Raw genomic sequence first — 25,061 nt, forward strand, 5'->3', positions numbered from 1 at the left:
CCCCCGGATCTCGCGTCCACCGGAGAAGATCGGGTCCATCCTAGGTGTCCGAGTGATTACTTGAAGTATGCGGTATGTGATCCCGGACACATCTGTTCGCGGGGTGCGCGGCGGGCTTGCGCGCGCCGGGGGGACGTGACGGGACCGGCCCGGGCGGGGCCGGCGGGCCGGTCGCGTCCGGCGCCGGCCCGGGCGGTGCGCGTCACGGCGTTTCGGCCAGCCGGAACCCGATCGCGTAGATGGGCTTGTCGTACCAGCCGTGCCGCCTGCTGCACCGGGTCAGATCGCCGTACCGGGTGAAGCTGCCGCCCCGCGCCACCCGGTACGCGCCCTGCGTCAGCAGCAGATCGTCCGGCCGGGGGTCGCCGCCGGGGTAGGGCCGGTAGTCGTCGGCGACGAACTCCTCCACGTTCCCGGCGACGTCGTCCAGGCCGAACGGGCTGCGCCCGGCGGGGTAGACGCCGACCGGGGTGGTGGTGAGCGGGCCCGCCTCCACGGTGTTGGCGCACTCCGGTCGGAACGTGTCGCCCCAGGGGAACTCACGGCCGTCGCCGCCGGAGGCCGCGTACTCCCACTCGGCCTCCGACGGCAGCCGGAAGCGCCGGCCGGTGCGCCGCGACAGCCAGGCCGCGTACGCGTCGGCGGCCTCGGCCGGGATGCCCCACACCGGGTGGTTGGCCAGCTGGCGGGGGTAGACGCCGAACGGCCACGACCGCGGCAGCCACGTCGAGTGCGTCTCCTCGAGGAACACCCGGTACTCGCTGTTCGTCACCGGATAGCGGGCGATGCGGAAGGCCGCGACGGAGACCTCGTGGGCCGGGCACTCCTTCGCGATCCACTCCTCCGCCACGCCCACGTGCCGCCACCGGTCGGTCACCTCCGCCACCCGTTCCGGCGGCAGGCCCACGGTGACCCGGGCCGCCGGCACGTCGACCATCTCGGGGTCGAGGACGCGGATGCGCGGATCGCCCAGGAGGCCCAGCACGGTGCCGGCCGCGTGCCGCCGGGAGAACTCCTCGTGCGGGGCGGCCGCCACCGCGGCCAGCGTGGCGGGGGACGCGGTGAGCAGGTCCCGGTGGCGCCCGAGGGGTTCCGACGGGGCGCGCTGCACGAACGAGTCGGGCAGCCCCATCGCCTCCCGGTCGCCGACCAGGTTCGGGTTCACCGCCCGCCTCCCGGGATCTCGTACACCCGCCCGTCGTAGGAGCCGGCCAGGAAGACGTCCCGGCCCGGGTCGTGGCACAGCGAGGAGACGCCCGACGTGGTCGGGCGGGTCACCACCGGCCAGGTGCCCGACCCGGTGTCGAACACGGCGACCAGGCCGTTGTACGACCCGGTGGCCACGTACCGGCCGTCCGGCGAGGCGGCGACGCACTTCACGGAGTGGTCGTGCGGGGTGGGGTGGGCGCTCGCGGTGAAGCCGTCCCACAGCCGCAGCACCCGGTCCCGGCTGACGCTGGCGAACCGCCCGCCGGGCAGCGCCGCGCAGCCGTTGGCGATCCGGCCGTGGGCGGCGTCGACGCGGCCCGCCTCGGAGAAGTCCGCCACGGAGAACCAGGAGGCCGCCGCGTCCGCGCACACCGCGAAGATGCGGCCGCCGGAGACGGCCACCCCCTTGACCGCGCCGGAGTGCAGCGGCAGCGTCGCCTCGTGCTCGACGGCGCCGTCGGGCCGGACCGAGAACACCAGGCCCTCGCCGGTGTAGGCGCCGATCACCACGTGCGGCACCCCGTCGCGTTCGAACGCGGCGCCGCAGTTGAGGGGCGAGCGGTGCTGGTACAGCGCCTCGCCCGTCAGCGCGTCGAAGACGGTGCCCGTCTGGCCGCCGCTGAAGACCCGCCCGCCGGCCGGGGTGAGGAAGTTGCACAGGCTGCCCGTCTCGGCGGCCGGCGCCCCGTCCGCCCGCAGGATCCCGGCGTCGCCGATGGTCAGCCGCCGCCCCTCGTGCACCGCGACGGCGTTCACCCCGTGCGTGGGTTCCACGTGGTCGAGGTCCCAGGCGCCGTCGGCGATGCGGTGGACGGCGTACGACGACCCGAAGGTGGCGAACGCCAGCGTGTCGCCGTCCAGGAAGGCGCACGAACGCGGCCACACCTCGGCGGGGAAGGTGGAGGCGGCCACCGGCCGCAGCCCCCGCGTCACGTCCCACACCCGCAGGGTCCGGTCGTAGCTGAGGCTGACCATCCGGCCCCGGGCGGAGTCCAGCACCAGCCGCTTGACGCCGGCCTCGTGGGCGCGGTGGGCCGTGGTGCCGTCCGCGGCGAGCACCACGATCTCGCCCTCGTCGTTGCCCGCGTACACCGTGCCGTCGGGGGCGACGGCGATGGTGTCGGTCTCCACGCCGCCCAGATCGGTGTCGCCGACCAGCCCGCCGGCCCGCAGCGACCAGCGTTTGACCGTGCCGTCGTCGCTGGAGGAGACCAGCTCGTCGCCGTCCGCCGCCCACTCCACGGAGATGACGTCGGCGGTGTGGCCCGCGAAGGTGTGCAGCAGCGTGCCGGCGAAGTCGTACACCCGCACCCGGTGGTCGCGGGAGGCGGTGGCGATGAGCGGCTCGCGGGGGTGGAACGCCGACATCTCCACGTCGTCCTCCTGGTCCGAGAGCACCGCCAGCAGCTTCAGGTCGGGCACCGACCACAGACGGGCGGTGTAGTCGCTGGAGGAGGAGACCAGGTGGCGGCCGTCCGGGCTGAAGGACACCTGGTTGGCGAGGTGGTCGTGGACCGCCCGGGCGAGCGCCCGGCGGGTGGCGGCGTCCCACAGGACGAGCTGGTTGTCGTAGCCCGCGGTGGCCACGAACCTGCCGCCGTGGGCCGCGACTCCGCTGATGGGACCGTTGTGGCGGATCACAGGACAGACACCTCCAGGTCGTCGGTGCGGGAGGCGGACGCGGTGGGCAGCGCGTCCGGGACGAGCAGGGTGTGGCCGGCGTGCCGGGCCTTGGCCTCGAGGTAGCGGCCGTTCTCGCCGGTCAGGTAGACCCCGGTCGGCACGGTCTCGACGACCTCGATGCCCAGGTCGGTCAACTGCGCCGCCTTGTCGGGGTTGTTGGTCAGCAGGCGGATCCGGGTCAGGCCGAGGGCGCGCAGCATCTGCGCCGCCGCCGTGTAGTCGCGCTCGTCCTCGCCCCGGCCCAGCAGCCGGTTGGCCTCGAACGTGTCGCTGCCGCGGTCCTGCAGGAGGTACGCGTCGAGCTTGTTGTACAGGCCGATGCCGCGTCCCTCCTGGCGCAGGTACAGCACGGCCCCGCCCTCCCGGGCGATCCGCAGCAGGGCCTCCTCGAGCTGGGGGCCGCAGTCGCAGCGCGCCGAGCCGAACACGTCGCCGGTCAGGCACTCGCTGTGCAGCCGCACCAGCGGGACGGTGCGGCGGGGGCCGGGGACGACCACCGCCACGTGTTCCTCGCGGTCCGGCAGTGCGGTGAAGGTGACCAGGTCGGCGGTGCGCTGCCCGGCCCGGTGCAGGGTGACCGGGACCCGGGCGCGGACGGCCGTGCGGCCGTCGGACCCAGTGGTGTCGGTGCCGTCGTTCATGCCGGGACGGCCTCCTCTCGGGACGAGTCGAGCGGTGCGGTCGGCGCCCACTGCCCCCAGGTGCGCCACAGCCAGAGCAGGCCGGCGAGCTGGAGGCAGCCGAAGGCGAGGAAGGTGGCGGACGCGCCGAGCGCGTCGGCGAGGGCGGGGACGGCCAGCGGCCCGGCGAGGACCGGCAGGCCGAGGACGAGGTCGACGATGCCGCCGACCCGCCCCAGGGCGTCGGCGGGCACGAACGCGAACACCATCAGGTCGCTGGCCACGCCGAGGGCGGCCTGGAAGCCGAACATCACGACCATCGCGGGGACGAACACCCGCAGCGAGCCGGACGCCATCAGCAGCAGCGCCCCGCCCATGCCGACGGTGCCGGCCAGGACGATCGCCCGAAACGGGAACGTCCGCCGCTCGGAGACCAGGACGGTGCCGAGGACCCCGGCGATCCGCACGGCCACCAGGACCAGGCCGACCGTCCGCGGCGAGAGCTGCCAGTCGTGCTGGAGCCGGAACAGCGACAGGGTCATGGTGCCGGTGGTGCCGACCAGCAGCATCGGCACGAACACCAGCACGGCGTGCCGGAGCACGGGAGTCGTCCCCATCACCCGCAGGCCGTCCGCCAGGCCGCGCAGCAGCCCGTCGTCCCCGCCCGCGGGCCGCTGCCGCGGCGGACGGACGCCCATCAACCACACGGCGATCGGCGCGAAGAAGGTGAGCACGTTCAGCCAGAGCAGGCCGGTGTAGCCGATCCACAGCAGCGCGGCGCTGACCAGCAGCGGCCCCACCACGTTGGTGAGCGTGTAGAGGCTGCCGAGGCTGGCCCGCGAGCGCACCGGGTTGTCCGGGAACATGTGCGCCACACCGGTCATCCAGCCCATCCGGTAGGCGGCGCCGCCGATCTGCACCAGGGCGCCGAAGACGAACAGTGGCCAGACGGGGGCCTGTCCGGCCAGGCCGGTCAGGTTCATCGCGACCGCCGAGGCGGCCTGCACCAGCAGTCCCGGCACCACCAGGACCCGGGCGCCGTACCGGTCGACGACCGCGCCGAGCACCGGGGCGAGCAGCAGCGTCGCCGGGGTCAGCACGGCCAGCAGCGACATCACGGTGAGGGAGCCGGTGCGTTCGTAGACGAACAGGGGCAGGGCGACGGCGTAGACGGCCTCGCCGACGTTGTTGACGACGTTGCCGGCGGCGAAGATCTGGAACCGGCGGTCCCGCCAGGGCGACGGCGCGGACCGCTCGGCGGCCGCCGCGTTCACGGCGTGGTCCTCTGCCGGGGCAGGAGCAGGTCGCGCACCCGGGTCAGCGGCGCCTTGCGGTCCGGGCCGGCCGGAAGGAAGAGCCGGATCCAGCCGCCCCGGCCGCCGGCCAGCACCACGTGCCCGTCCCCGAACGGCACGGCGGCGAGGGCCTTGGCGAAGTCCGGCAGGTCCTCCACGAGGGCGGTGATCTCCGTGGACCGCCGGTCGTACGCGGCGATCTGGGCGCCGTAGGAGACCGCGTACACCGTGTCGGGCAGCAGCGCGCCGTTCTCGACGGTGTTGTCGAGGAGCTCGGTCCAGCGGTGGGTGACCTCGCCGGTGGCGAGCAGGACGCGCTTGACGCCGTTCTCCCCGGTGATGATCACGGCGTCGGCGCCGTCGGCCCACATCCGCTTGGGGTACTCGCCGGTGCCGAAGCGGCGCAGCGCCTCCCCGCCCTCGGCCGGGTACACGGCGACCTCCCCGTTGCTGGAGGCGACGACCCGCTCGCCGGTGGGCAGGTAGCAGCCCGCCCACGCGGACGCCCGGCCGATGTCGATGCGGGCGACCGGCTCGCCGGTGGCCGCGTCGATCTCGTCGACTCCGTCGTTGTGGCAGGCGAGCAGACGGGAGTGGTCGGGGGAGCCGGCGACGGTGTGCCCGAGGGCGTCGAGGCGGCGCCGCCACAGCAGCGTGCCGTCCCGGCGGGCGCGGAAGACCCACCGGTCGCGGGTGATGCCGGCCCAGCCGCCGGGCAGTGGCACCACACGCCGGGTGAAGCCCATGCCGTGGCTGTGGTGGGCGCGCACGTCGAGGCGCGGCTCGCCCATGCCGTCGGGGACCACGCCGAGCACGGCGACGCCGTCGTCGGTGGCGGCGTACAGCTCGGCCGGGTCGTCCACCGAGGCCCGGATGTCCCACACGCACTGCCGCCGGAAGGGGGCGCGGGCCAGGACGCGGGTGCCGTCGGCGGTCAGCCGGCGGATCTCGCCGTCCTGCGTGAGGGTGTAGACCGTGCCGTCGTCGCCGACGGCGAAGTCGGTGAGCTGATGGGAGAAGCCGCCGACCGTGGAGGCCACCTTCAGCTCCGGTGTGCTGTTGTCCAGCAGGTGCAGCTCGCCGTCGAAACCGCCGACGTACACCGTGCGGTGGTCCGGCGAGAACGCCAGGAACTCCACGTCGTCGCGGGCGAGCAGCAGCCGGCCGGTGACGTTGCCGCGGGCGTCCAGCGTGAGCACGCCGTTGGCGATGTTGTCGTTCTCGTCGACGCCGTCGTCCTGGGTGGCCCAGAACCGGTGGTGCAGCGGGTCGTACAGGATGCGGTGGATGTTGCCGCCGTCGGCCTGGACGACGGTGGGGAAGTCGAGGGTCTCCAGGTCGCCGAGGAAGACCCGGCCCGCCTTGTCGGAGGCCGCGTCGACCTCCGGGTGGTCCTGGCAGAACCACTCCACCGGGACATGGCCGGCGAAGTTCGGCACGATGCGCTCGACGGCGAAGGTCTCCAGGTCCAGCACGGCCAACTGGCGGTAGCCGTTGTTGACGTAGACCTTGCCCCGGTGGACGGCGATGCCGCGGCTCATCACCGGCGAGGGCTCCTCGTCCTCCATCAGCCCGGCGCGGTCGGCGGTGCGGTCGGCGTCCAGGACGTCGACCAGGTCCAGGGTGTCCAGCCGCCAGCGCAGCAGGGTGCCGCGCTTGTCGCGGCCCACCACCCAGTCGCCGGCCGCGGTGATCGTGTACACCGGGGCGTGGCCCGCGGCCACGCTGCCCGTCGGGGCGGACGAGGACCTCAGGACGCTCAGGTTCTCGTCGAGCAGGTGGATACGGCCCGTCACGTCGGCGGCCAGCAGCCCGGCCCCCGGTACGTGCACGATCCGCACGACGCGGTCGGTCAACTCCATTTCAGGCTCCTGTGAGGGTGGTTGCTCGAAAAGGCGGTGGCGGGCACGCGGAGGCCGCAGTGCCCGCCACATGAGGGGCCCGGACTACCCGGCCACCGGTGTGCGGAAGCCGTCGCCCCGGCGGACGGGCCCGCCGGTCACGGCTGTTTCTCGCCGATCACGGCTGTTCCTCCGTCCGGGGCCGGCCGGGACAGGTCGGGTCGTCAGGCGAGGACGTTCTTGCGGGAGCTGACACCGCGGCGGACCGGCTTGCGGATCACGGCTGCACCTCCTCTCCGTAACTGGTCGGGACGGGGTGTGCGGCCGTCAGGCGAGCACGTTCTTGCGGGAGCTGACGCCCCGGCGGACCGGCTTGCGGATCATGGTCGTACCTCCTCTCGGGAGCTCGTCCCTGCCGCCGTGTCCCGGCGACGCAGCCACGGTGCCCCCCGGCCTTCCCGACTCGGTCCCGGCCGGTTACCGGTGGCTCCCGTTCCGCCGCCCGCCGCCGGGAGCGGCCGGGTACGTCACCGGTACGGCCCTCCGTGACGCTCGGCACGAACCCGACATGCACGACGCATGCGACGTACGAGCCTGGAGTCATCCATGACAACGACGCGGACGGCGACGTACCTGGGCGAGGCCCGGATCATCCGTTCCGGCGAACTGGACTTCGCGCCACAGGAGGGGATGCGCACCACCGTCGCCACCCCCGTGAGTCCCGAAGCCGGCGCCACCTTCGTCACGCTGCACGTGGCCCGCCTCGCGCCCGGCGAGACCTGGAGCCCGCCCCGCACCCTGCAGGAGGAGAACACCGCGGTCGTCTTCGCCGGCTCCGGCCGGATCGCCGTGGACGGCGAGAGCCGCCCGGCCGGGCCCGCCTCCGCCGCGTACGCGCCGACCGGACGCGCCCTGGCCCTCACCGCGGACGCCGCGGGCATGACCGTGTACGTGTGGCGGTCCCCCCTCCGGCCGGGCCGCCGCCCCGGCGCCGACCCGAAGGTCTTCTCCTCCCTGTGGGACGAGACCACCCGGCTGCAGGGCTTCGCCGGCACCGGGCAGGTCGCCGCCGAGGGCCGCCGGGCCGCCATGAACTTCGTCTTCTGGCCCGGCTCCGGCAGCTGCCAGCTCTGCCTGCACTGCGGCATCCAGCAGCCCGGCGAGACCTTCAACGTCCATCTGCACCCCGAGTCCGACGAGGCGTTCATCGCCTTCGAGGGCGTCGGCCAGATGTACCTCGTCGACCGCTGGGTCGACGTCGCCGCCGGCGACGTGCTCTACGCCGCGCCCGGTGTGCTGCACGGCGCCCGCAACCCGCACACCGGCCCGGAGGCCCGCCGGTTCGTCACCTGCGGCGGCCCCACCCCCTTCGACCCGGCCCTCTACGACGCCGCCGGCGTCTCCAGCGAGGTGATCTGACGCCATGTGCCGCATCTACGGAACCTTCAACGCACGGACCGCGCACCGGGAACTGAGAACGGTCGCCGCCCTGCTGCACCACGGCGGCCCCGACGCCCAGTCGTTCACCGCCGGCACCGGGCCCGCCCACCCGGACTGGGCCCTGGGCAACAACCGGCTGTCCATCATGGACCCCGAGGGCGGCGACCAGCCGTACCACCTCGACGGCGTCACCGTCGTCTTCAACGGCGAGCTGTACAACCACGACGAGCTGCGCGCCCGGCTCACCCGGCAGGGCTTCACCTTCACCGACCGCTGCGACGGCTCCGTGCTGCCCGCCCTCTACCACGTCTACGGCGACCGGTTCCCCGAGCACCTGGACGGCATGTACTCCGTCGCCGTCATGGACCTGCGCGCCGAGCCGAGGCTGGTCATCGCCACCGACGAGTCGGGCATGAAGCCGCTCTACCACACCTGGGACGCGGCCACCGGCCGGTTCCGCTTCGCCTCCGAGATCCCGGCGCTGCTCGGCTTCGCCGACGTCCCCGCCCACGAGGACCCGTTCGGCCTCGACGCCTACCTGGCGCTGAAGACGCCGTTCGGCGAGCGCACCATGTTCGAGGGCATCGACGTGCTGCCGCCGGCCGCGACCCTCGTCGTCACCCGCGAGGACGGCCCCCGCATGCGGGTGCGGGCCACCGCCCGGACCGCCGAGCCGCACGACCGCACCCTCGACGAGACCGGCGCGGAACTGCGCGCCCTGCTCACCCGCGAGGTCTCCCGGCTGCTGGTCGCCGACGCCCCGGTGGCCGCGATCACCTCCGGCGGCCTGGACTCCAGCCTGGTCACCGCCCTGGCCGCCCGGGACCGGGCCGGACTGCACACCTTCAACATCGCCTACTCCGGCGACTGGCCCTTCGACGAGCGGGCCTACGCCGCCGAGGTGGCCCGGGTCGCGGGCACCGTCCACCACCAGGTGGAGATCGACCCGGCGGACTTCCCGGAGCTGCTGTCCGACGTCGTCTGGCACCTCGGCCAGCCCAACGCCGACCCGATCACCCTGAGCACCTTCGCCCTGTTCCGCGCGGTGCGCGACGCGGGCTTCAAGGTGGCCCTCACCGGTGACGCGGCCGACGAACTCTTCGGCGGCTACGCCCGGATGACCGAGGCGGTCAACGCGCCCTGCGGCCCCGGCTGGGTCGGCGCCTACCTCGACCACCTCGCCGCCGTCCCCGCCGCCCTGCGCGCCCGGCTGTACACCGACGCCTACGCGGCGGCCGTCGCCGACCGGGGCCCCGCGCTCCCGGACGACCTGCTCACCACGCTCCACCACGGCCCCGGCACCCGGCTGCAGCGGCTGTGCGCCGTCGAGCAGCGCTACCGGCTGCCCGCCTACCACCTGCGCCGCGTCGACCACCTCAGCATGGCCAGCTCCGTCGAGGTGCGGCTGCCGTTCTGCCAGCCGTCCGTGGTGCGCTACGCCACCACGCTCGCCGACGAGCACCGCATCACCGGCGGCGGGGTCAAGCGCGCCCTGTACGCCGCGGCCGGCGGACTGGTCCCGGACAGCGTGCTCAACCGGCCCAAGCAGCCGTTCACCCTGCCGATCACCGCCATGCTCCGGCCCGGCGCCGCCCTGTGGGACCTGGCCCGCGACACCCTCGCGCCCGCCGTGCTGCGCGCCGACGGCCGGCTGCGCCCCGAGGCGGTCGAGGACCTGTTCACCGAGCAGGCGTCCCGCCCCTCGGACCGGGTGTCCCTCGCCCTGTGGTCCCTGATGACCCACCAGATGTGGCGGGACCAGTTCTTCGGCGCCTCCCACCCGTCCGCCCCGGCACGCCAGGAGGCACGGTGAACGCCACGATCGCACGGGCCGGCGCGGCCCACCTGGTGCACGCCGAGGGCGCCCCGTGTCCCACCCTCGTCGTCGACGCGGACCGCCTTCCCCCCGGTGACGAGGCCCTGCTGGAGGGCCTGGCCCGGGTCCGGGACGGGCTCGGCGCCGAGACCCGGCGGACCGTCCTGAAGAACGCCGTCGTCCGCCCCTCCGCCCACCCGCTGTTCGACCTCGACTACTACTTCGTGCAGTCGCTGCCCGGCGGCCGGGACCGCTTCGACACCCGCGGGTCCTGCGGCCACTCCATCCTCGCCGCCGTCGAGGCCGCCGCCCGGGACGGCATGATCGAGCCGCTGGAGCCGGGCCGGCGCGTCCGGGTCAACGTGCTCAACAACGGCGACCACGTGGTGTGCGAGACCGACGAGACGGGATCCGGCCGCACCCGGTTCACCGCGCACTTCCTGTGCACGCCGGCCCGTCCGGTCGGCGACCTGCTGATCACCGGTGAAGCGGTGACCCGCGTGACGGTCGACGGACGGCAGCTGCCGGTGTCGCTGGTCGACATGGGCAACCCGTACGTCTTCGTCGGCGCCGGCGACCTCGGCGTGCGCGACGCGCAGGAGCTGTTCGCCGCCGGGGACGAGCTGTTCGGCCTGCTGGGCCGGGTCCGGCGGGCGGTCTGCGCCCACATGGGCTGGGACGCCTCCGGCGCCTTCCCGAAGATCGCCGCCCTGCTGCCGGGCCCGGACGGCGACCTCGCGGTCCGCGCGGTGTCCGTGCCGTCCTGGCACCCCACCCTCGCGCTGACCGGCGCGATCTGCCTGGGCACCGCGGTGGGCATCGAGGGCACCCTGCCCTGGTCGCTGGCCCGCGCCGCCGGGCACGACTCCGGACTGGTGCGGCTGCGCACCCCGGGCGGCCCGCTGCGGGTCCGGGCCCGCATCACCGGCCCGGCCGATACGCCCCGCCTCGGCTGGGTGTCCGTCGCCGACAAGTACGTCCGCTACGAGAACGCCGTGCACCTCACGGCCGGCGCCCGCTCCGCCGCGCTCACCCCCGACCGCTCACGCTCCGAGGACCCGTCATGTCTGTCACTGCCCCTGTGAACCCGGCCGCGCCCGCCCGGCCGCTCACCGACGGCCCCGCCGGCGGCTCCGCCGACGGCCTGGCCGACGGCCTCGCCGAACTGGCCCGCTCCGCCGAGGAGGCCGATCGCACCGGCGAACCCGACCTCGCGGCGGTCGCGGTGCTGCGCCGCACCGGGCTGCTCGGCCTGGCCGTGCCGCGCCGCTTCGGCGGGGCGGGCGCCGACGCGGTGGAACTCAACCGCCGGGTGGCCCAGGTCGCCGCGGTCAACGCCTCCGCCTCGATCATGCTGTTCCAGCACTACGCGGTCACCAGCCGCATCGTGGAACAGGGCACCGAGGACCAGCACCGCGAGCTGCTGCCGAAGCTCGCCTCCGGCGAGTGGCTGGCCGCGTCCGCGTGGAGCGAGTCCGGCGCCGGCGCGAACAAGAAGAACCTCTCCACCACCGCCCGCAGGCTGCCCTCCGGCGACTGGCTGCTGGACGGCGCGAAGTCCTTCACCACCAGCGCCGGCATCGCCGACGTCTACCTCGTCCTCGCCCAGAGCGAGGACCCCGGGGAGTCCACCGCCCCCGACACCGGGTACGGCGCCGCCGGCCAGACCTTCTACCTGGTGCGCTCGGGCAACCCCGGCCTCAGGCCGGACACCTCGCTGCGGCTGACCGGGATGCGCGGCTCGGCCACCGGGTTCGTGTCGCTGCACGGCTGCCGGGTGCCGGACCGCGACCGGCTCGGCCCGGTCGGCGCCGCGGCCTCCATCATCGCCCGGGTGCGCGAGAGCGGGGCCACGCTCGGCGCGGTCGCCGTCGGCCTCGCCCAGGCCGCCCTGGACGCGGCCGCCGACCAGGCCGCCCGCCGCGGACTGCTCGCCCAGCAGTCCGTACGGCACTGGCTGGTCGACCTCACCACCCGGGTCGAGGCGGCCCGCGCGGTGGTGGAGCGGGCCGGCCGCCGGGACGCGCCCGACCCCGGCATGGCGACGCTCCACTCCAAGCTCTTCGCCTCGGTGTGCGCCGAGGAGGTGTGCGCGGAGGCCGCCCGGATGCTGGGCTCCGCCGGCTACGTCGAGACGCACCCCGTCAACCGCTGCGGCCGGGACGCCCGCGCCGTGGCCCTCATGGGACCGACCAACGATCTGTGCAGGGAACTGGTGAGCTTGTCATGGAACAGCTGATAGTCGACGGCGGCCGCCTGGTCACCCCCGAGGGGGTGCGGGACGGCGCGGTCGTGGTCCGCGACGGCAGGGTGGCCGCGCTGCTCGGCCCGCACGACCCGCTGCCCGAGGGGCCGCGCCTGGACGCCTCCGGGAAGTACGTCCTGCCGGGCCTGATCGACTCCCACGTGCACTTCCGCACGCCGGGCCTGGAGTACAAGGAGGACTGGGAGCACGGGAGCGCCGCGGCGCTGGCGGGGGGCGTCACGACGGTGATGGACATGCCGAACACGCGTCCGCCGGGCCTGGACGAGGACGCCATGCGGGCCAAGGCGGAACTGATCGCGGGCCACGCGGGGGTGGACCACCGCTTCCACATCGGCGCCGACCCGGCCAACCCGGGCCTGCTGGCCACCCTCGACCCGGACGTGGCCACCTCCGCCAAGGTGTTCATGGCGGGACACCACACCGCCCCGGTCGTCTTCCGGGACCGGACGCGGCTCGCGGCGGCCTTCGAGGCCGCCGCCCGCGGCGGGGTCCGGCTGGTGCTGCACGCCGAGGACCAGCACGTGTTCGACCTGCTCGACTCCTGGCGCGGCGACCCGCACGCCTACGCCGAGTACGAGCCGCACCGCCCCCGCTCGGGCGCCATCGTGGCGGTCGCCCAGGTGGTCGAGCTGGTCCGCCGCTACGGCACCGCCGCGCACGTGCTGCACACCTCCTCGGCGGAGGAGGTCGACCTGCTGGTCGCCGCCGCCCGCGAGGGCCTGCCGGTCACCTTCGAGGTCACCGGCCACCACCTCTCCTTCACCCACGCCGACACCTGCCGGCGCGGCCCGCGCACCCGGCTGTCGCCCGCGATCCGCGGCGAGGCCGACCGGGAACGCCTCTGGCAGGCCGTGCTGAACGGCGAGGCGGCCACCGCCGGCAGCGACCACGCCCCGCACACCGTCGAGGAGAAGAACCGCCCGCCGGCCGACGCCCCGCCCGGACTGCCCGGCGTGCAGGAGCTGGCGGTCGCCCTGTGGACCGGCCTGCGCGCCCGCGCCGTGCCCGCCGACGAGGCGGCCCGGCACCTCGTGCGGCTGATGGGCAGCGGCCCGGCGACCCTGTTCGAACTGCCCGGCAAGGGCCGCCTGGAGCCCGGCGCGGACGCCGACCTGGTGCTCTTCGACCCGGCCGAGCGCTGGCAGATGAGCGCGGCGGACGTGCGCTCCAAGTGCGGCTGGTCCGCGTACGAGGGCTGGACCTTCACCGGCCGGGTGGTCACCACCGTCCGGGCGGGCCGGGTCGCCTGGGACGTGCGCACCGGCCTGCACGCCGGAGCGGACGGCCGCTGGCTGCCGACCGCCCGCCGCGTGGAGGCGGTCCGATGAGGACCCCGCTGCTGGCGGCGCCGCCCGGCGCCGGGGAATCCGTCGACCCGGCGGCCTTCCGCTCCGCGATGGCCGCGCTGGCGGCCCCGGTGACGGTGGTGACCTGCTACGACGAGCTGGGCGCGCCGCGCGGCATGACGGTCAGCGCCGCCTGCTCGCTCTCCCTGGACCCGCCGCTGTTCCTGGTCTGCCTGGACCGCCGCGCCGGCTCGCACGACGCCCTGGTCACGGCGCCGTACTTCTGCGTCCACGTCCTGGGCCCCGGCGACGAGGACCTGGCGATGCGGTTCGCGGGCCCGGCGGAGCACCGGTTCTCCGGCGCGCCGCTGCTGCCGGAGCCGGCCGTGGCGCCCGCGCTGGCGGCCGGCCTGCGCCTGACCTGCGAGCGGTACGCGGTGCGGGACGGCGGCGACCACTCGATCCTGATCGGCAGGGTCACCGGGGTGGACGCCGCCGACGGCGCCCGCGGCGGCCTGGTCTGGCACCAGCGGGGCTTCACCTCCTGACCCCGCCCGGCACGCGAATGCCCCGGTGGACGGCCACCGGGGCATTCGGCGTGCGCGCTGCGCCTCAGGCGAGCAGCCGGTTCGCGTCCCGGGCGCGTTCGGCCGCCTGCTGGGGCGAGTCGGCGGCCAGGACGGCGTGCCCGGCCCGCCTGCCGCCGCTCTCCCTGACCGGGTGCAGGCAGGGCAGCGGGAGCGCCCCCGCGCGCCCGTCGCCCGGCAGCGCGACGGAGGCCGCGAACCGCCGCGCCTGCACGGCTCCGACGTCCCGTCCGGCCAGCACCCGCACGGCGTCGGCCACCATGTCGCGTCCCGCGGCCACCCGCACCAGCGCCGGCACCGGCTCCTCGGCGACGACGGCCTCGCAGCCGGCGATGGCCGGGCCGTGCGGGGTGAGGAGGACGACGGTGTGCGCGGGCCCGTACTGGTACCCGGCCAGGTCCAGCAGGGAGGTGACGACCGACCGGACCGTGGCGGCGGTGTCGCCGGCCAGCGGCGCGGGGTGCAGCAGGCCGTACGGCGTCTCGGCGGTGATGCCGACCGTGTGGTGCATGCCGTGCACGCTGAGGGTGTCCACGCGGTACCGCTCCCCGGCCGCGTCCTCGGCGGCGGGCGGGGACAGCCGGTTGTCGCGCACGAAGCGCCGCAGGGCCTCGGGGCGGGCCAGCAGCCGCACCGCGAGCGGTGGGTTGACGTGCAGGCCGGCGTCCGCGGCCTCGGCGAGGGCGTCCTTGAGCGCGCCCTCGTCGTCGAAGTCGGCGCGCAGGAACCGTTCGGAGAGTGCGGCGACCTCGCCGGGCGGACATCGGCGGGCGTCACTGAGGGACCAGACCCGGAACCCGGCCGCTGCGGCGGTCCGCGCGAGCCGCGCGGACGGGCCGACGATCAGGATCCGGCGCTGCTGGGGTGGTGTGCTCATGGCGGAAGGCTTTCGGGGGTGGGCTGTCGGGGGAAGGGGTTTCCCGGGGTGTCCCCGGGTGGTGCGGGGGTGGTGCGGGGGTGGCGCGGGGGAGGGGTTCCGGGACCCGGCGCGACACAGGGCGCCGGGCGCGGGCCGGGGCGGCAACGACGGCACGGCCGGGCACGGACGACGGCTCTGCCGTCCGTGCCCGGCCGTGGACCGGTACCGCGATCGTGGCCCGGAAGCGCTGCTCCGGGCGGTTCAGGGGGAGGCCGGGGCACCGGTCGCCCGTGGGTGGGTGCATCGTTGCCCGCGGCGGCACGGGAGTGCGCCGGGCGGGACGCGGTGCGTCAGGCGGTGACGCGGTGCGTCAGGCGGCGACGGGTTCGGACCGGCGCACGGCGGCCAGCGCGGCCTGCAGCAGGGCCTCCAGCGCGGCGAGGGTCTCGGCGTCCTCGAACTCGCCCTTCGCGGTGAGCAGTTCCGCCGCGTTGCCCACGGCCACCGGCGGGTGCTCGACGACCGCGGCGCCGGCGTGCCCCAGCACCTCCACCAGCCCCGGCTGCGCGTCCACCGCACCGCGCGGGCCGGGGGAGGCGCTGGCGACGGCCACGGGCTTGCCGTCCAGGCAGCTCTCGCCGTACGGCCGAGACAGCCAGTCCAGAGCGTTCTTGAGGACGCCGGGGGCGGCGCCGTTGTACGACGGGGTGCTGATCACCAGCACGTCGGCGGCGGCGACGCGGTTGCGCATCCGCAGCACCGCCTCGGAGCCGTTCGCCGCGTCCATGTCCTGGTCGTAGAAGGGCAGTTCCGCCGGGTGCACCACGGTGGTGCGGACGCCGTCGAAGCGTTCGGCGACGAGGCGGCGCAGCGTGGCGACGACCGCCGAGTTGTACGAGCCGTCGCGCAGGCTGCCGGACATGAGCACGATCTCGGTCATCGGCCTGACCTCTCCCTCACCTGATGTTTTCACCGGCAGGGTAGGAAGGGTGGTTCCCGTTTCGTTCCCGGTCCGGTACCCGGTGCGGCGTGCCGTCGGCCGGCGGCTTCCGGGCGAAGAGGAACGCCTGCGGGACCGGTGATTCGCCCCGCGTCACCTCGGGTTCGCGCACGGTGCTGGAGCGGAGGACGAAACCGGCGCCGGAAAGCAGCTCGGCCATCTGCTCGGGGCGGCGCCGGTGGTGGTCCAGGGCCACGTCGCGGCCGAAGGGACGTTCGAGGCGGAGCGGCACGTCACCCACCTGGAAGGCGAGCAGGAGCAGCCCGCCGGGAGCCAGTACCCGGTGGAACTCGGCGAAAAGCTCCGGGAGTTCGTCCACAGGGGTGTGGATGCTGGAGTACCAGGAGACCACCCCGGCCAGCGAACCGCCGGCCGAGGGCAGCTCCCGCATGGAGCCCTGCTCGAAGCGCAGCGCGGGATGCTCGCGGCGGGCGACGGCGATCATGGCGTCCGAGAGGTCCAGGCCGAACACGGACAGGCCCAGGCCCGCCAGGTGCGCGGTGACCGCCCCGGGGCCGCAGCCGAGGTCGGCGACCGTGCCGTGGGGGCCGACCTGCTCGGCGTACGCGCCGAGCAGGGCCCGCTCCAGGGGTCTTTCGGCGAGCGGGTCGCGGAAGTGGGCGGCGTAGTCCTCGGCGATGGTGTCGTAGAAGGCGCGGGTGTCGGTCACGGGAGGACCGTAGCGGGTCGCACCGGCACCGCTCGGGCCGCCGGCGGCCGCGCCCGCGCTGCGGCCGGTCCGGGCGGCGGGCCGTCGGCGCCGGTGTCCGGCGGGGAGCCCTCCCCCCCTCGCTCCCCCCCGTCGCAGGCGGACGGCGCCGGGGCGCGGGCACGCGGGTCGGCGCGTCGGGCGGTGCGACGCGTGGTGCGCCGGGTGGTGCGCCGGGTCGTGGCCGGCGCCGCGGTCCGCGACGCCGGGCCGTCGGCGCGGGGGTGGCGGTGTGCCGGTGCGCGGGGACGGGCCGTCCCCGCGCACCGGACGGCGGTCAGTCCACGATCGGCGCGCCGTGCGGGACACCGGCCGGGCGGCTGGGCGCGGCCGCCCCGAAGTCGGCCTCGACCTCCGCCTTCTCGGCCGCGTCCGGGTAGGGGTTGCGGCAGGCGACGCCGGCGCTGGAGCCCGACATCAGGCTGGTGCACGGGCCGGGCTTGCGGTCGGGCAGGCCCAGGATGTGGCCGAGTTCGTGCGCCGAGATCCGTACCGTGTCGTAGCCCTGGTCGACGGCCTGCCGTCCGATGTAGACGGTTCCCCTGCCGAGTGCGGCGGGCAGGGCGCGGGGCCAGCCGTCGTCGGCCAGGACCCGGATGTCGGCGCGCTGTCCGGCGGCGACCGGGCGCAGTTCGACGTTGTCCACGCTCTCGTTCCAGACGGCGGCGCCCCGGTCGACGGCCGCCCTGAACTCCGCCGAGGCGCCGGCGTCGTAGGTGACGACGCGGGCCGCGAGGGTCCGGCCGGCCGGAGCGGCCGGCGCCGCGTGGGCCTGCTGGCAGACGAGGGTGAGGGTGGCCGTCAGGGCGGCGGCCAGGCCCTGGGCGGCGGTGCGTGCGTGCATGTCGACCTCCTGTGGGGAAGGTAGGTGTGTTCATGACACGTGCTGGGACTTCCCTGCCCGGGCCGCGGCGGGTCAATCCGTCGATCGGCACCGGGACATGCCGCCTGCCGGCCCCGGCCGGGCGCCCCGCCGGACGGCGGGCCGCCGCGCGTCCGGCCCCGGGCGCTCGGCCGATCCTGGGACGCCGGGAACGGACCGGTACCGCTTCGGGAACCGCCGGGGTCAGTCTCGGGCCAGTCGCCTGCGGGTGTGAGGAGCGCGCAGGGCACTGAGGAGGAGACCTGTGGCGAAGATCGTTCCCCGCCGGGCGCCGCGGCACCGGGAGGGCAGCGGACAGCAGGGGATCTGGCGGCTCATGCGGGAGGACCTGGAGGTCGTGCTGGCCCGCGACCCGTCGGTCCGCAGCCGTCGCGAGGCGCTGCTGCACGCGGCTCTGCCCGCGCTGTGGACGCACCGCGTCGCCCATCGGCTGCACCGGCGGGGCCTGCGCACCACCGCGCGGCTGCTCGCCGCGCTCGCCCGCCGCGGAACCGCCGTGGAGATCCATCCGGGCGCGCAGCTGGGCCGGCGGGTGTTCATCGACCACGGCGCGGCCGTGGTGATCGGGGAGACCGCCGTGGTCGGCGACGACGTGACGATCTATCACCAGGTGACGCTGGGCGCGGTCGGCTGGTGGAGCGACAACAGGCGTCCCGAGGGCGCCCGCCGCCACCCCGTGGTGGGCGACGGCGTGGTGCTCGGCACCAACGCGACGGTGCTCGGCCCGGTGACCATCGGTGACGGGGCCGTCATCGGCGCGCAGGCGCTCGTCAACAAGGACGTGCCCGCGCGAGCCCGGGTGCTGGCCGCGACCGCCCTGGTCAAGGAGGCCGGCGCGGCGCCGCAGCCGATGGAGGACCTGTACGCGCTCACCGCGTCCGCGGGCTCCTGGTAGGTCCGGCAACCCCCGCCCCGTCCGCGCCCCCGGCGTGCGGCCGCGGCCCGTCCGACCGAGCCCGTACGACCGAGCCGTACGACCGAGCCCGTAGGACCGACCGTTCATGAGGAGTCCAGTCATGGCACGACCCGCCAACCGCCGGATCGCCGACAGCATCGAGGACCTGATCGGCTCGACCCCGCTCGTCCGCCTGCCGTTCGAGGACGCCGCGCCCGGCTGCCAGGTGCTCGCCAAGCTGGAGGCGGCCAACCCGATGTCCAGCAGCAAGGACCGCGCCGCGTTGTACATGCTGCGGGCCGCCGAACGGCGCGGGGAGCTGACGCCCGGCCAGGGCACGGTGATCGAGGCGACGTCCGGGAACACCGGCATCTCGCTGGCGGCGCTGTCCGCCGCACGCGGCTACCGGTGCGTCATCGTGCTGCCCGACAGCGCCACGCCGGAGCGGTGCGCGCTGCTGCGGGCGCTGGGCGCCCAGGTCGTGACGACCCCGCGCGACCAGGGGTACCCCGGCGCGATCGCGAAGGCGGAGGAGCTGTACGCGGCCACGCCGGGGTCCTGGTTCGCGTGCCAGCACGACAACCCGGACAACGTGCGGGCGCACTACGAGACCACCGGCCCGGAGATCTGGGCCGACACCGAGGGCAGGATCGACGTCCTGGTGTGCGGCGTCGGGACGGGCGGGACCCTGACGGGGAGCGCCGCCTACCTGAAGGAGCGCAACCCCTCGGTCCGTGTGGTGGCCGTGGAGCCGGAGAGCTCCCCGGTGCTGTCCCGCGGCGAGAGCGGCCCGCACCGCATCCCCGGTCTCAACGGGGGCTTCGTCGCCCCCACCACCGACGTGTCGCTGATCGACGAGGTCGTCACCGTGTCCGACGGCGACGCGCTGGCGGCGGCCCGTGCCCTCGCCCGCCGCCACGGCATCTTCGCCGGGGTGTCCTCCGGCGCCGTCGCCCACGCCTGCTCCCGGCTGACGGCCCAGCCCGACTACGTCGGCCTGACGGTCGTGGCGGTCCTGCCGGACACCGGCGAGCGCTACCTCAGCCTCTGGGACGCGACCGAGGAGGCGGACGGCGCCGCCGAGAGCACGGACGGCGCGGCCCGGGAGACGGGCGGCGCGGCCGGACCGGCCGCCGCGGACGGCCGTGCGGCCGGGCCGCACGCCTTGGCCGGCACGTCCTGAGTCCCCCACCACCACCCCCGACTCCGCTTTCGAAGGAGGCCCCGACATGCCGTCGAGCACAGCCCACCGGTGGCAGGGCGGCGACCGCGAGCAGCGTGCCGAGCCCGTCGCCGGTCGCACCGGGAGCGCCGCGCCGACGGCGGCGTGCCCGCCCGGAGGCGGTCGATGAACATCCGCAGCCTCCACCCGAACATCAAGCTGCGCATAGGCGTCGGCTTCGTCCAGCGGCTGCTCGGCATCATGCTGATGCCGCTGATGGTGATCCACCTCGCCGGGCTGTACGGCGCGGCCACGGCCGGCGTGCTGACGCTCGCGGCGGCCGCGGCGGGCATCGCCAGCAACTTCCTGGGCGGGCACCTCGCCGACGCGCACGGCCGCAAACCGCTGATGGTGGCGGGCGAGCTGGGCGCGGCGCTCACCTTCGCCCTGCTGGCGCTGGCCAACTCGCCGTGGTGGCAGTCGGGGGCGGCGACGTTCGTCCTGTTCCTGCTCAACACCTGCCTGTCGAGCGCGGCGACGCCCGCGGCGGACGCCATGATGATCGACGTCTCCACCCCGGAGAACCGTGCGCTCGTCTACACGGTCAACTACTGGTCCATCAACCTCGCGTTCACCGCGGGCGCCCTCATCGGCGGCTTCTTCTACGGCGACCACTTCGCCCTGCTGCTCACGGCGGCCGCGGCGCTGTCGGCCGTCACGACCCTGGTGACGTGGCGGTGGATCGCGGAGAGCGCGCCCCCGGCGGCGCAGCGGCCGTCGACCGGGCCGGCGGCGATGCTCCGCGGCTACGTCACGGTCGCCCGCGACCGGGTGTTCCTGCGGCTGCTGGCCGCCGCGGTGCTGACCCGGGCCGTCGAGGTGCAGATCGGCTACTACATCGCGGTCCGGCTGGCCGACGAGTTCCCCGAGCAGACGCTGGTCGCGGTGGGCTCCTGGGCGCCGAGGGTGGACGGCGTGGCGATGCTCGGCATCCTGCGCGCCGTCAACACCGCGCTGGTGGTGGGTCTGGCGCTGTTCGCGGGCAGCCTGTTCCGGTCGCTGTCCGACAAGGTGCGGCTGTACGCGGGGATCGCCGTCTTCACCGGCGGCTACATGGTGTGGGCCGTCAGCGACACCGGCTGGCTGCTGATCGCCGCCGCCGTGGTGCTGACCCTCGGCGAGATCGCCAACGTACCGGTCAAGCAGGCCCTGCTGGCCGACCTCGTGGACCCCGCGGCACGCACCAGGTACCTGGCCGCCTACGGCCTGAACGCCCGCATCGGCCTGCTGATCGGCTCGCTGTGCGTGACCGTCGGCGCCTTCGTCCCGCCGGCCGGCATGGGCGCCCTGTACGGGGCCTTCGGCCTCGGCGCCATCCTCGTCTACCGCTCCCTGCTGCGGGTGCGCGAGCACCGCCGGGCCGCCGGGGCCGCGGGCGCGGACGAGACCACCACGCGGCAGTCCCCGACGGCCCCCGGGCCGCTCGCGAACGGAGCGACGTCATGACGCACCCCCGCCACCCCGACCGCCTCCTGATGGTCATGCCGTACGAACAGCTCGTACGGAAGGCCGTCGCGGCCGGCTTCCGGGTCTGGTCGATCTGGGACCCGGCGCTGCGCGGTCCCGAGTACCTGCGGAAGGTCGAGGAGCACTCGGAACAACTGCTGCTCACCGACTTCCGCGACGAGGCGCGGCTGCGCGCGCTGATCGCCGCGACCGCGCGCGAGCACGGCGTCGGGCACGTGCTGCACCTGGGCAGCGAGGGCAGCATGCCGCCGGTCCTCGCGGAGGCCGAGGCGCTCGGGCTGTCCCCGAACAGCGCCGCGTCGGTACGCCTGCTCAACGACAAGGCGGCCATGCGGCGGCTGCTGAACGAGGCCGGCGTCTCCGTGGTCCGTGCCGAGCGGGCCGCCACGGTCGCCGACGTGGCGGCGCTCCTGGACCGGTTCGGACACCCGGCCGTGGTCAAGCCCGCCAACTCGGCCGGGAGCCGGGGCGTCGCCCTGGTGCGCGACGCCGACGGGCTCGCCGAGTGGGCGCAGCGCGTCACGAGCGGCGGCCACGCGGGCCCGTACATCGTCGAGGACTACCTCCAGGGGCCGGAGTTCAGCGTGGAGACGCTGACCGTCGGCGGCCGGCACCACGTCGTCGGCATCACCGCCAAGCGGACCAGCGGGCCGCCCGGGTTCGTGGAGACGGGGCACGTGCACCCCGCACCGCTGCCCCGGCAGGCCGCGGAGGCGATCGGCGCGACCGTGACGGCACTGCTGGACCTCGCCGGGTACCGCTTCGGCCCGGCGCACACCGAGGTCATCCTCACCCCGGCGGGTCCGCGCGTGGTCGAGTCGCAGGCCCGCCTCGGCGGCGACCGGATCCCGCTGCTCGTGGAGGTCGCCACCGGCTTCGACCTGGAGGCCGCCGTCTTCCGGGCGCTGGCGGGCGAGGACGTCCGGGTGCCCGCCCCGCACCGCTTCGCCGCGATCGGCTTCTTCCAGCTTCCCGCCGGGACGCTGAGGTCGGTGGCCGGCCTGGACGAGCTGCGGGCACTGCCGCACCTGCACGCCCTGCACTTCCCCTACGGTCCCGGGGACGTGCTGCCGCGCACCACCGACTCGGCCAGCCGGCACGGCTACGCCGTCGTCGACGCGCCGTCCCCCGCGGAGGCGGAACGGCGCGTCGAGGCGGCCCGCGCCGGACTGCGCGCCGAGATCACCGAGCTGCCCCGGACCACCGAACCCGCCGCCCCCACCCGAGAGGAAGTCCTTTCATGACCGCGGACCGGACCATGCTGCTCGTCGGCGGGACGGACCAGCATCTGCAGCGGGCGAAGGCCCTCGGCGTACGGGTGGTGCTGTTCCAGCACCCCGACAAGATCAGCGCGTACCAGACGGGGCGGGCGGACGCCCTGCTGATGGCCGACTACACCGACTGGGAGGTCGTACGGCCGCTCGCCGAGGCCGCCCGGCAGGTGTGGGGCTTCGACGTCGTCGTGTCGCTCACCGAGGGCGGGCTGGACACGGCGGCGCGGCTGAACGCCCACTTCGGCTTCCCCGGGACCCGTCCGGAGGTCAGCCGGCGGCTGCGCGACAAGTGGCTGATGCGGCGGCACCTCGCCGAACACGGCCAGGGGCGGTTCACCGTGCACGGCGAGCGGGTCACCGACCGGGCTTCGCTGGACGCCTTCGCGGAGCGCGCCGGGTACCCGTTCATCGTCAAGCCGACGGACGCCACGGCCGGCTTCGGGCTGCTGAAGGCGGGCGGCCCGGAGGACCTGCCGGGCGTGTGGCAGCGGATCGAGGAGCTGCGGGGCCGGCGCACGGACCGCGGCTCGACCCTGTTCACGGTCCGCGAGTTCCTGATGGAGCCCTACGTCGACGGGCCGGAGTTCAGCGTCGAGGCGTTCAGCTTCGCCGGGCGGCACGTGGTCGTCGCGGTCACGGAGAAACTCGTCGACGAGACGCACTTCGCCGAGCTGGGCCACGCGCTCCCGGCGCGGCTGGCCCCGGCGGAGCACGACGACATCGTGCGTGCGGTCGCCGACTTCCTCGACATCATGGGCGTGACGGACGGCCCCAGCCACACCGAGCTGCGGCTCACGGCGGGCGGCCCCGTCGTGATCGAGTCCCACAACCGGGTCGGCGGCGGCCACATCAACGAGCTGGTCGAGGCGGCGTACGGCATCGACCTGATCGGGTACGGCGTGGCCTGGCCGCTCGGCCTGGTGGAGGCGCTCCCCGGGAGCCCGGTGGCGAAGGGCGGCGCCTGCACCCGGTTCGTGCGGCGCGACCCGGGCACGGTCACCGCCGTGTCGGGGGTCGAGGAGATCGCGGCGCGTCCGGACGTGCTGGCGGCGCAGGTGTCGGTGCGTCCCGGGGACACGGTCCGCCCGCTGCGGGACAACTGGGACCGGCTCGGCTTCGTCGCCGTACGGGCCGAGGACACCGACGCCGCGGTCGCGCTGTGCGAGCGGCTGACCGAGGAGGTCCGCGTCGAGGTGGCCCCGGCCGCCGGGCCGGCTTCCGCACCCGACCTGGAGGTGGCGGCGTGACCGTCCTGGTGATCAACCGTTTCCCGCTCGGCCCGTTCCCGTACGACCGCTGGCTGGCGGACCACGACGGCGGCGTGGTGATGATCGCGGCGCGCGACCGGATCGCGGCGGGCGGCGAGCGGCCGCCGGCCGGACCCGGCGGCTACCGGCACCTGGAACTCCTCGACAGCTTCGACACCGACGAGGAGCTGGTGCGGCGGGTGGCGTTCGACCTGGCCGCCGAGCACGGGGTGCGGCACGTCATCGCCCACCACGAGGCCGACCAGTACCTGGCCGCCGAACTCCGCGAGAAGTTCGGCCTGCCGGGCCAGACGCCGGCGCAGGTGCGTCCGTTCCGGGACAAGGTGCTGATGAAGGAGCGGGTGTCGCGGGCGGGCGTGGAGGTCGCCCCGCACACCGTCCCGGCCGACGCCGCCGCGGTGCGGGCGTTCGCCGCGGCGCACGGGCTGCCGCTGGTGTTCAAGGCGCGGGACGGCTTCGGCTCGATCGGACTGGTGATCGTCCGTACCGCGCAGGAGCTGGAGCGGCAGCTGGAGCGGGCGTTCCCGCCGGACGCGCCCCCGCGCGACGACCTGCTGCTGGAGGCGTACGTGCCGGGCCGGATGTGCCATGTCGACGGGGTCGTGGCGGGCGGTCGTCCGGTGATGGCCTGGCCGTCCCAGTACCAGTACGACCTCAGCTCGTTCCAGGCGGACGCGGGGGCGCGCGTCGACCTGACGCTGTCGCCCGACGACCCGCTGACTCCGCGGCTGCTGGCGCTGGTGGAGCAGGTCCTCGCCGCGCTGGACGGGCCGCCGGACCACGCCTTCCACGCCGAGGTGTTCCACACGCCGGACGACCGGCTGGTGCTGTGCGAGATCGCGGCGCGCCCGGCCGGCGCCCGCATCCGGGACGTGCTGAACGCCGTGTTCGAGGTGCACCCGGTGGAGCTGGCGTCCCGGGCGCAGACCGGCCTGCCGCTGCCGGCGCTGCGCGGGCGGGAGCGGCTGGAGCCGCAGCGGATGGCCGGGCAGGTGCTGATGATGAAGCGGCCCGGCACGGTGCGGAGCATCCCGGTCACGCCGGAGGAGCCGTGGGTGGAGTTCTACGGGGTGTTCGCGGAGCCGGGGCAGGTCCTGGGCGAGGCGGCGATCTCCTCCGACTTCCTGGCGGCGGCGGTGCTGTCCGGCCCGACGCGTCAGGAGTGCGAGAAGCGGCTCCGGGAACTGGGCGCGCGGTTCGAGCGCGAGATCGTCATCGACTGAACCGGATGCCCTCCCGCTGCGAACCCGCTCGCGAGACCCCCGCACGGGCCGCGTCCCGCCGCTCGCGCGGCGCAGGGAGACGCCCGCGTCACCGGTGAGAGCCGGCCCGGCCCGGCTGCGGCGCGGGCGTCTCCCCAAGGCGGGCAGTCGCCTGCGGCCCCGGCCCGGCGAGCGCCGGTGGGAGCGGCTGGGGGCTCCGTGCGTGCGGCTCTGTCTTC

21 protein-coding genes are annotated in these 25,061 nt (G+C 75.2%); 12 read left to right on the forward strand and 9 right to left on the reverse strand.

Annotation, left to right across the window (positions count from 1 at the left end):
- Window positions 1–202 precede the first annotated feature (202 nt).
- Genes ABZ261_RS12020 through ABZ261_RS12040 form a run of 5 tightly spaced genes read right to left on the reverse strand, consistent with a single transcriptional unit; the run spans window position 203 to window position 6,669 of the window.
- Window positions 203–1,165: an SUMF1/EgtB/PvdO family nonheme iron enzyme gene (locus tag ABZ261_RS12020; protein ID WP_356858014.1), complete on the reverse strand. Its 963-nt coding sequence runs from the start codon at window positions 1,163–1,165 to the stop codon at window positions 203–205.
- On the reverse strand, window positions 1,162–2,850 hold the full coding sequence (locus ABZ261_RS12025; protein WP_356858016.1) for a WD40 repeat domain-containing protein: 1,689 nt from the start codon (window positions 2,848–2,850) through the stop codon (window positions 1,162–1,164). The genes ABZ261_RS12020 and ABZ261_RS12025 overlap by 4 nt, the downstream gene beginning before the upstream one ends.
- Window positions 2,847–3,533, reverse strand: coding sequence for a GTP cyclohydrolase II (gene ribA, locus ABZ261_RS12030; protein ID WP_356858018.1), 687 nt, complete (start codon window positions 3,531–3,533; stop codon window positions 2,847–2,849). The genes ABZ261_RS12025 and ribA overlap by 4 nt, the downstream gene beginning before the upstream one ends.
- Entirely contained in the window at window positions 3,530–4,786 is a 1,257-nt protein-coding gene (locus ABZ261_RS12035) for an MFS transporter (RefSeq protein ID WP_356858020.1), read from the reverse strand. The genes ribA and ABZ261_RS12035 overlap by 4 nt, the downstream gene beginning before the upstream one ends.
- Window positions 4,783–6,669: a WD40 repeat domain-containing protein gene (locus ABZ261_RS12040; protein WP_356858022.1), complete on the reverse strand. Its 1,887-nt coding sequence runs from the start codon at window positions 6,667–6,669 to the stop codon at window positions 4,783–4,785. Before ABZ261_RS12040 ends, ABZ261_RS12035 begins: the two co-directional genes overlap by 4 nt.
- Before the next feature lie 585 nt (window positions 6,670–7,254).
- On the opposite strand from ABZ261_RS12040, the gene ABZ261_RS12045 reads away from it, so the two are divergent.
- From ABZ261_RS12045 to ABZ261_RS12070, 6 genes are read left to right on the forward strand one after another with little or no spacing between them, the layout of a single operon-like run.
- Window positions 7,255–8,067 carry a cupin domain-containing protein gene (locus tag ABZ261_RS12045; protein WP_356858024.1) on the forward strand — a complete coding sequence of 271 codons (813 nt, stop codon included), beginning with the start codon at window positions 7,255–7,257 and terminating at the stop codon, window positions 8,065–8,067.
- Between the two features lie 4 nt (window positions 8,068–8,071).
- Window positions 8,072–9,901 (forward strand): asparagine synthase (glutamine-hydrolyzing), encoded by a 1,830-nt coding sequence (asnB, locus tag ABZ261_RS12050; RefSeq protein WP_356858026.1) that lies wholly within the window; start codon window positions 8,072–8,074, stop codon window positions 9,899–9,901.
- Window positions 9,898–10,989: a PrpF domain-containing protein gene (locus ABZ261_RS12055; RefSeq protein ID WP_356858028.1), complete on the forward strand. Its 1,092-nt coding sequence runs from the start codon at window positions 9,898–9,900 to the stop codon at window positions 10,987–10,989. The genes asnB and ABZ261_RS12055 overlap by 4 nt, the downstream gene beginning before the upstream one ends.
- A complete protein-coding gene (locus tag ABZ261_RS12060) occupies window positions 10,968–12,143 on the forward strand; it encodes an acyl-CoA dehydrogenase family protein (RefSeq protein ID WP_356858030.1) in 1,176 nt (391 codons plus the stop codon). The genes ABZ261_RS12055 and ABZ261_RS12060 overlap by 22 nt, the downstream gene beginning before the upstream one ends.
- Window positions 12,131–13,498, forward strand: a complete 1,368-nt coding sequence (locus tag ABZ261_RS12065; protein WP_356858032.1) for a dihydroorotase family protein — start codon at window positions 12,131–12,133, stop codon at window positions 13,496–13,498. The genes ABZ261_RS12060 and ABZ261_RS12065 overlap by 13 nt, the downstream gene beginning before the upstream one ends.
- Window positions 13,495–14,004: a flavin reductase family protein gene (locus ABZ261_RS12070; protein ID WP_356858034.1), complete on the forward strand. Its 510-nt coding sequence runs from the start codon at window positions 13,495–13,497 to the stop codon at window positions 14,002–14,004. The genes ABZ261_RS12065 and ABZ261_RS12070 overlap by 4 nt, the downstream gene beginning before the upstream one ends.
- Before the next feature lie 64 nt (window positions 14,005–14,068).
- Here the strand turns inward: ABZ261_RS12070 and ABZ261_RS12075 are convergent, their stop codons facing one another.
- The 4 genes from ABZ261_RS12075 to ABZ261_RS12090 all read right to left on the reverse strand — a co-directional run bounded on the left by ABZ261_RS12075 (window position 14,069) and on the right by ABZ261_RS12090 (window position 17,455).
- Window positions 14,069–14,920, reverse strand: coding sequence for a hypothetical protein (locus ABZ261_RS12075; protein ID WP_356858036.1), 852 nt, complete (start codon window positions 14,918–14,920; stop codon window positions 14,069–14,071).
- A gap of 352 nt (window positions 14,921–15,272) precedes the next feature.
- Complete coding sequence (locus ABZ261_RS12080; protein ID WP_356858038.1) at window positions 15,273–15,842, reverse strand: NAD(P)H-dependent oxidoreductase; 570 nt, start codon at window positions 15,840–15,842, stop codon at window positions 15,273–15,275.
- Between the two features lie 16 nt (window positions 15,843–15,858).
- Complete coding sequence (locus ABZ261_RS12085) at window positions 15,859–16,572, reverse strand: class I SAM-dependent methyltransferase (RefSeq protein WP_356858042.1); 714 nt, start codon at window positions 16,570–16,572, stop codon at window positions 15,859–15,861.
- Between the two features lie 316 nt (window positions 16,573–16,888).
- Window positions 16,889–17,455, reverse strand: a complete 567-nt coding sequence (locus ABZ261_RS12090; RefSeq protein ID WP_356858044.1) for a snapalysin family zinc-dependent metalloprotease — start codon at window positions 17,453–17,455, stop codon at window positions 16,889–16,891.
- A gap of 355 nt (window positions 17,456–17,810) precedes the next feature.
- On the opposite strand from ABZ261_RS12090, the gene epsC reads away from it, so the two are divergent.
- The 6 genes from epsC (at window position 17,811) to ABZ261_RS12120 (ending at window position 24,843) form a co-directional block, all read left to right on the forward strand.
- Complete coding sequence (gene epsC / locus ABZ261_RS12095; RefSeq protein ID WP_356858210.1) at window positions 17,811–18,389, forward strand: serine O-acetyltransferase EpsC; 579 nt, start codon at window positions 17,811–17,813, stop codon at window positions 18,387–18,389.
- 106 nt (window positions 18,390–18,495) lie between these two features.
- Entirely contained in the window at window positions 18,496–19,572 is a 1,077-nt protein-coding gene (locus ABZ261_RS12100; RefSeq protein ID WP_356858046.1) for a cysteine synthase family protein, read from the forward strand.
- A gap of 165 nt (window positions 19,573–19,737) precedes the next feature.
- Window positions 19,738–21,057, forward strand: coding sequence for an MFS transporter (locus ABZ261_RS12105; protein ID WP_356858048.1), 1,320 nt, complete (start codon window positions 19,738–19,740; stop codon window positions 21,055–21,057).
- Window positions 21,054–22,322 (forward strand): ATP-grasp domain-containing protein, encoded by a 1,269-nt coding sequence (locus ABZ261_RS12110; protein ID WP_356858050.1) that lies wholly within the window; start codon window positions 21,054–21,056, stop codon window positions 22,320–22,322. Before ABZ261_RS12105 ends, ABZ261_RS12110 begins: the two co-directional genes overlap by 4 nt.
- Window positions 22,319–23,599, forward strand: a complete 1,281-nt coding sequence (locus ABZ261_RS12115; protein WP_356858052.1) for an ATP-grasp domain-containing protein — start codon at window positions 22,319–22,321, stop codon at window positions 23,597–23,599. Before ABZ261_RS12110 ends, ABZ261_RS12115 begins: the two co-directional genes overlap by 4 nt.
- Window positions 23,596–24,843, forward strand: coding sequence for a hypothetical protein (locus tag ABZ261_RS12120; protein ID WP_356858054.1), 1,248 nt, complete (start codon window positions 23,596–23,598; stop codon window positions 24,841–24,843). The genes ABZ261_RS12115 and ABZ261_RS12120 overlap by 4 nt, the downstream gene beginning before the upstream one ends.
- Window positions 24,844–25,061 lie beyond the last annotated feature (218 nt).

The organism is Streptomyces sp. NPDC006193 (assembly GCF_040613915.1).
In the GTDB taxonomy this organism is placed as follows: Bacteria; Actinomycetota; Actinomycetes; order Streptomycetales; family Streptomycetaceae; genus Streptomyces.

What these genes read in the sequence shown, in the direction of transcription:
- ribA (WP_356858018.1), bottom strand. Translation starts at nt 3,533, where the DNA reads ATGAACGACGGCACCGACACCACTGGGTCCGACGGCCGCACGGCCGTC.
- ABZ261_RS12040 (WP_356858022.1), bottom strand. Translation starts at nt 6,669, where the DNA reads ATGGAGTTGACCGACCGCGTCGTGCGGATCGTGCACGTACCGGGGGCC.
- ABZ261_RS12045 (WP_356858024.1), top strand. Translation starts at nt 7,255, where the DNA reads ATGACAACGACGCGGACGGCGACGTACCTGGGCGAGGCCCGGATCATC.
- asnB (WP_356858026.1), top strand. Translation starts at nt 8,072, where the DNA reads ATGTGCCGCATCTACGGAACCTTCAACGCACGGACCGCGCACCGGGAA.
- ABZ261_RS12060 (WP_356858030.1), top strand. Translation starts at nt 10,968, where the DNA reads ATGTCTGTCACTGCCCCTGTGAACCCGGCCGCGCCCGCCCGGCCGCTC.
- ABZ261_RS12065 (WP_356858032.1), top strand. Translation starts at nt 12,131, where the DNA reads ATGGAACAGCTGATAGTCGACGGCGGCCGCCTGGTCACCCCCGAGGGG.
- ABZ261_RS12070 (WP_356858034.1), top strand. Translation starts at nt 13,495, where the DNA reads ATGAGGACCCCGCTGCTGGCGGCGCCGCCCGGCGCCGGGGAATCCGTC.
- ABZ261_RS12075 (WP_356858036.1), bottom strand. Translation starts at nt 14,920, where the DNA reads ATGAGCACACCACCCCAGCAGCGCCGGATCCTGATCGTCGGCCCGTCC.
- ABZ261_RS12080 (WP_356858038.1), bottom strand. Translation starts at nt 15,842, where the DNA reads ATGACCGAGATCGTGCTCATGTCCGGCAGCCTGCGCGACGGCTCGTAC.
- ABZ261_RS12090 (WP_356858044.1), bottom strand. Translation starts at nt 17,455, where the DNA reads ATGCACGCACGCACCGCCGCCCAGGGCCTGGCCGCCGCCCTGACGGCC.
- epsC (WP_356858210.1), top strand. Translation starts at nt 17,811, where the DNA reads ATGCGGGAGGACCTGGAGGTCGTGCTGGCCCGCGACCCGTCGGTCCGC.
- ABZ261_RS12100 (WP_356858046.1), top strand. Translation starts at nt 18,496, where the DNA reads ATGAGGAGTCCAGTCATGGCACGACCCGCCAACCGCCGGATCGCCGAC.
- ABZ261_RS12105 (WP_356858048.1), top strand. Translation starts at nt 19,738, where the DNA reads ATGAACATCCGCAGCCTCCACCCGAACATCAAGCTGCGCATAGGCGTC.
- ABZ261_RS12110 (WP_356858050.1), top strand. Translation starts at nt 21,054, where the DNA reads ATGACGCACCCCCGCCACCCCGACCGCCTCCTGATGGTCATGCCGTAC.
- ABZ261_RS12115 (WP_356858052.1), top strand. Translation starts at nt 22,319, where the DNA reads ATGACCGCGGACCGGACCATGCTGCTCGTCGGCGGGACGGACCAGCAT.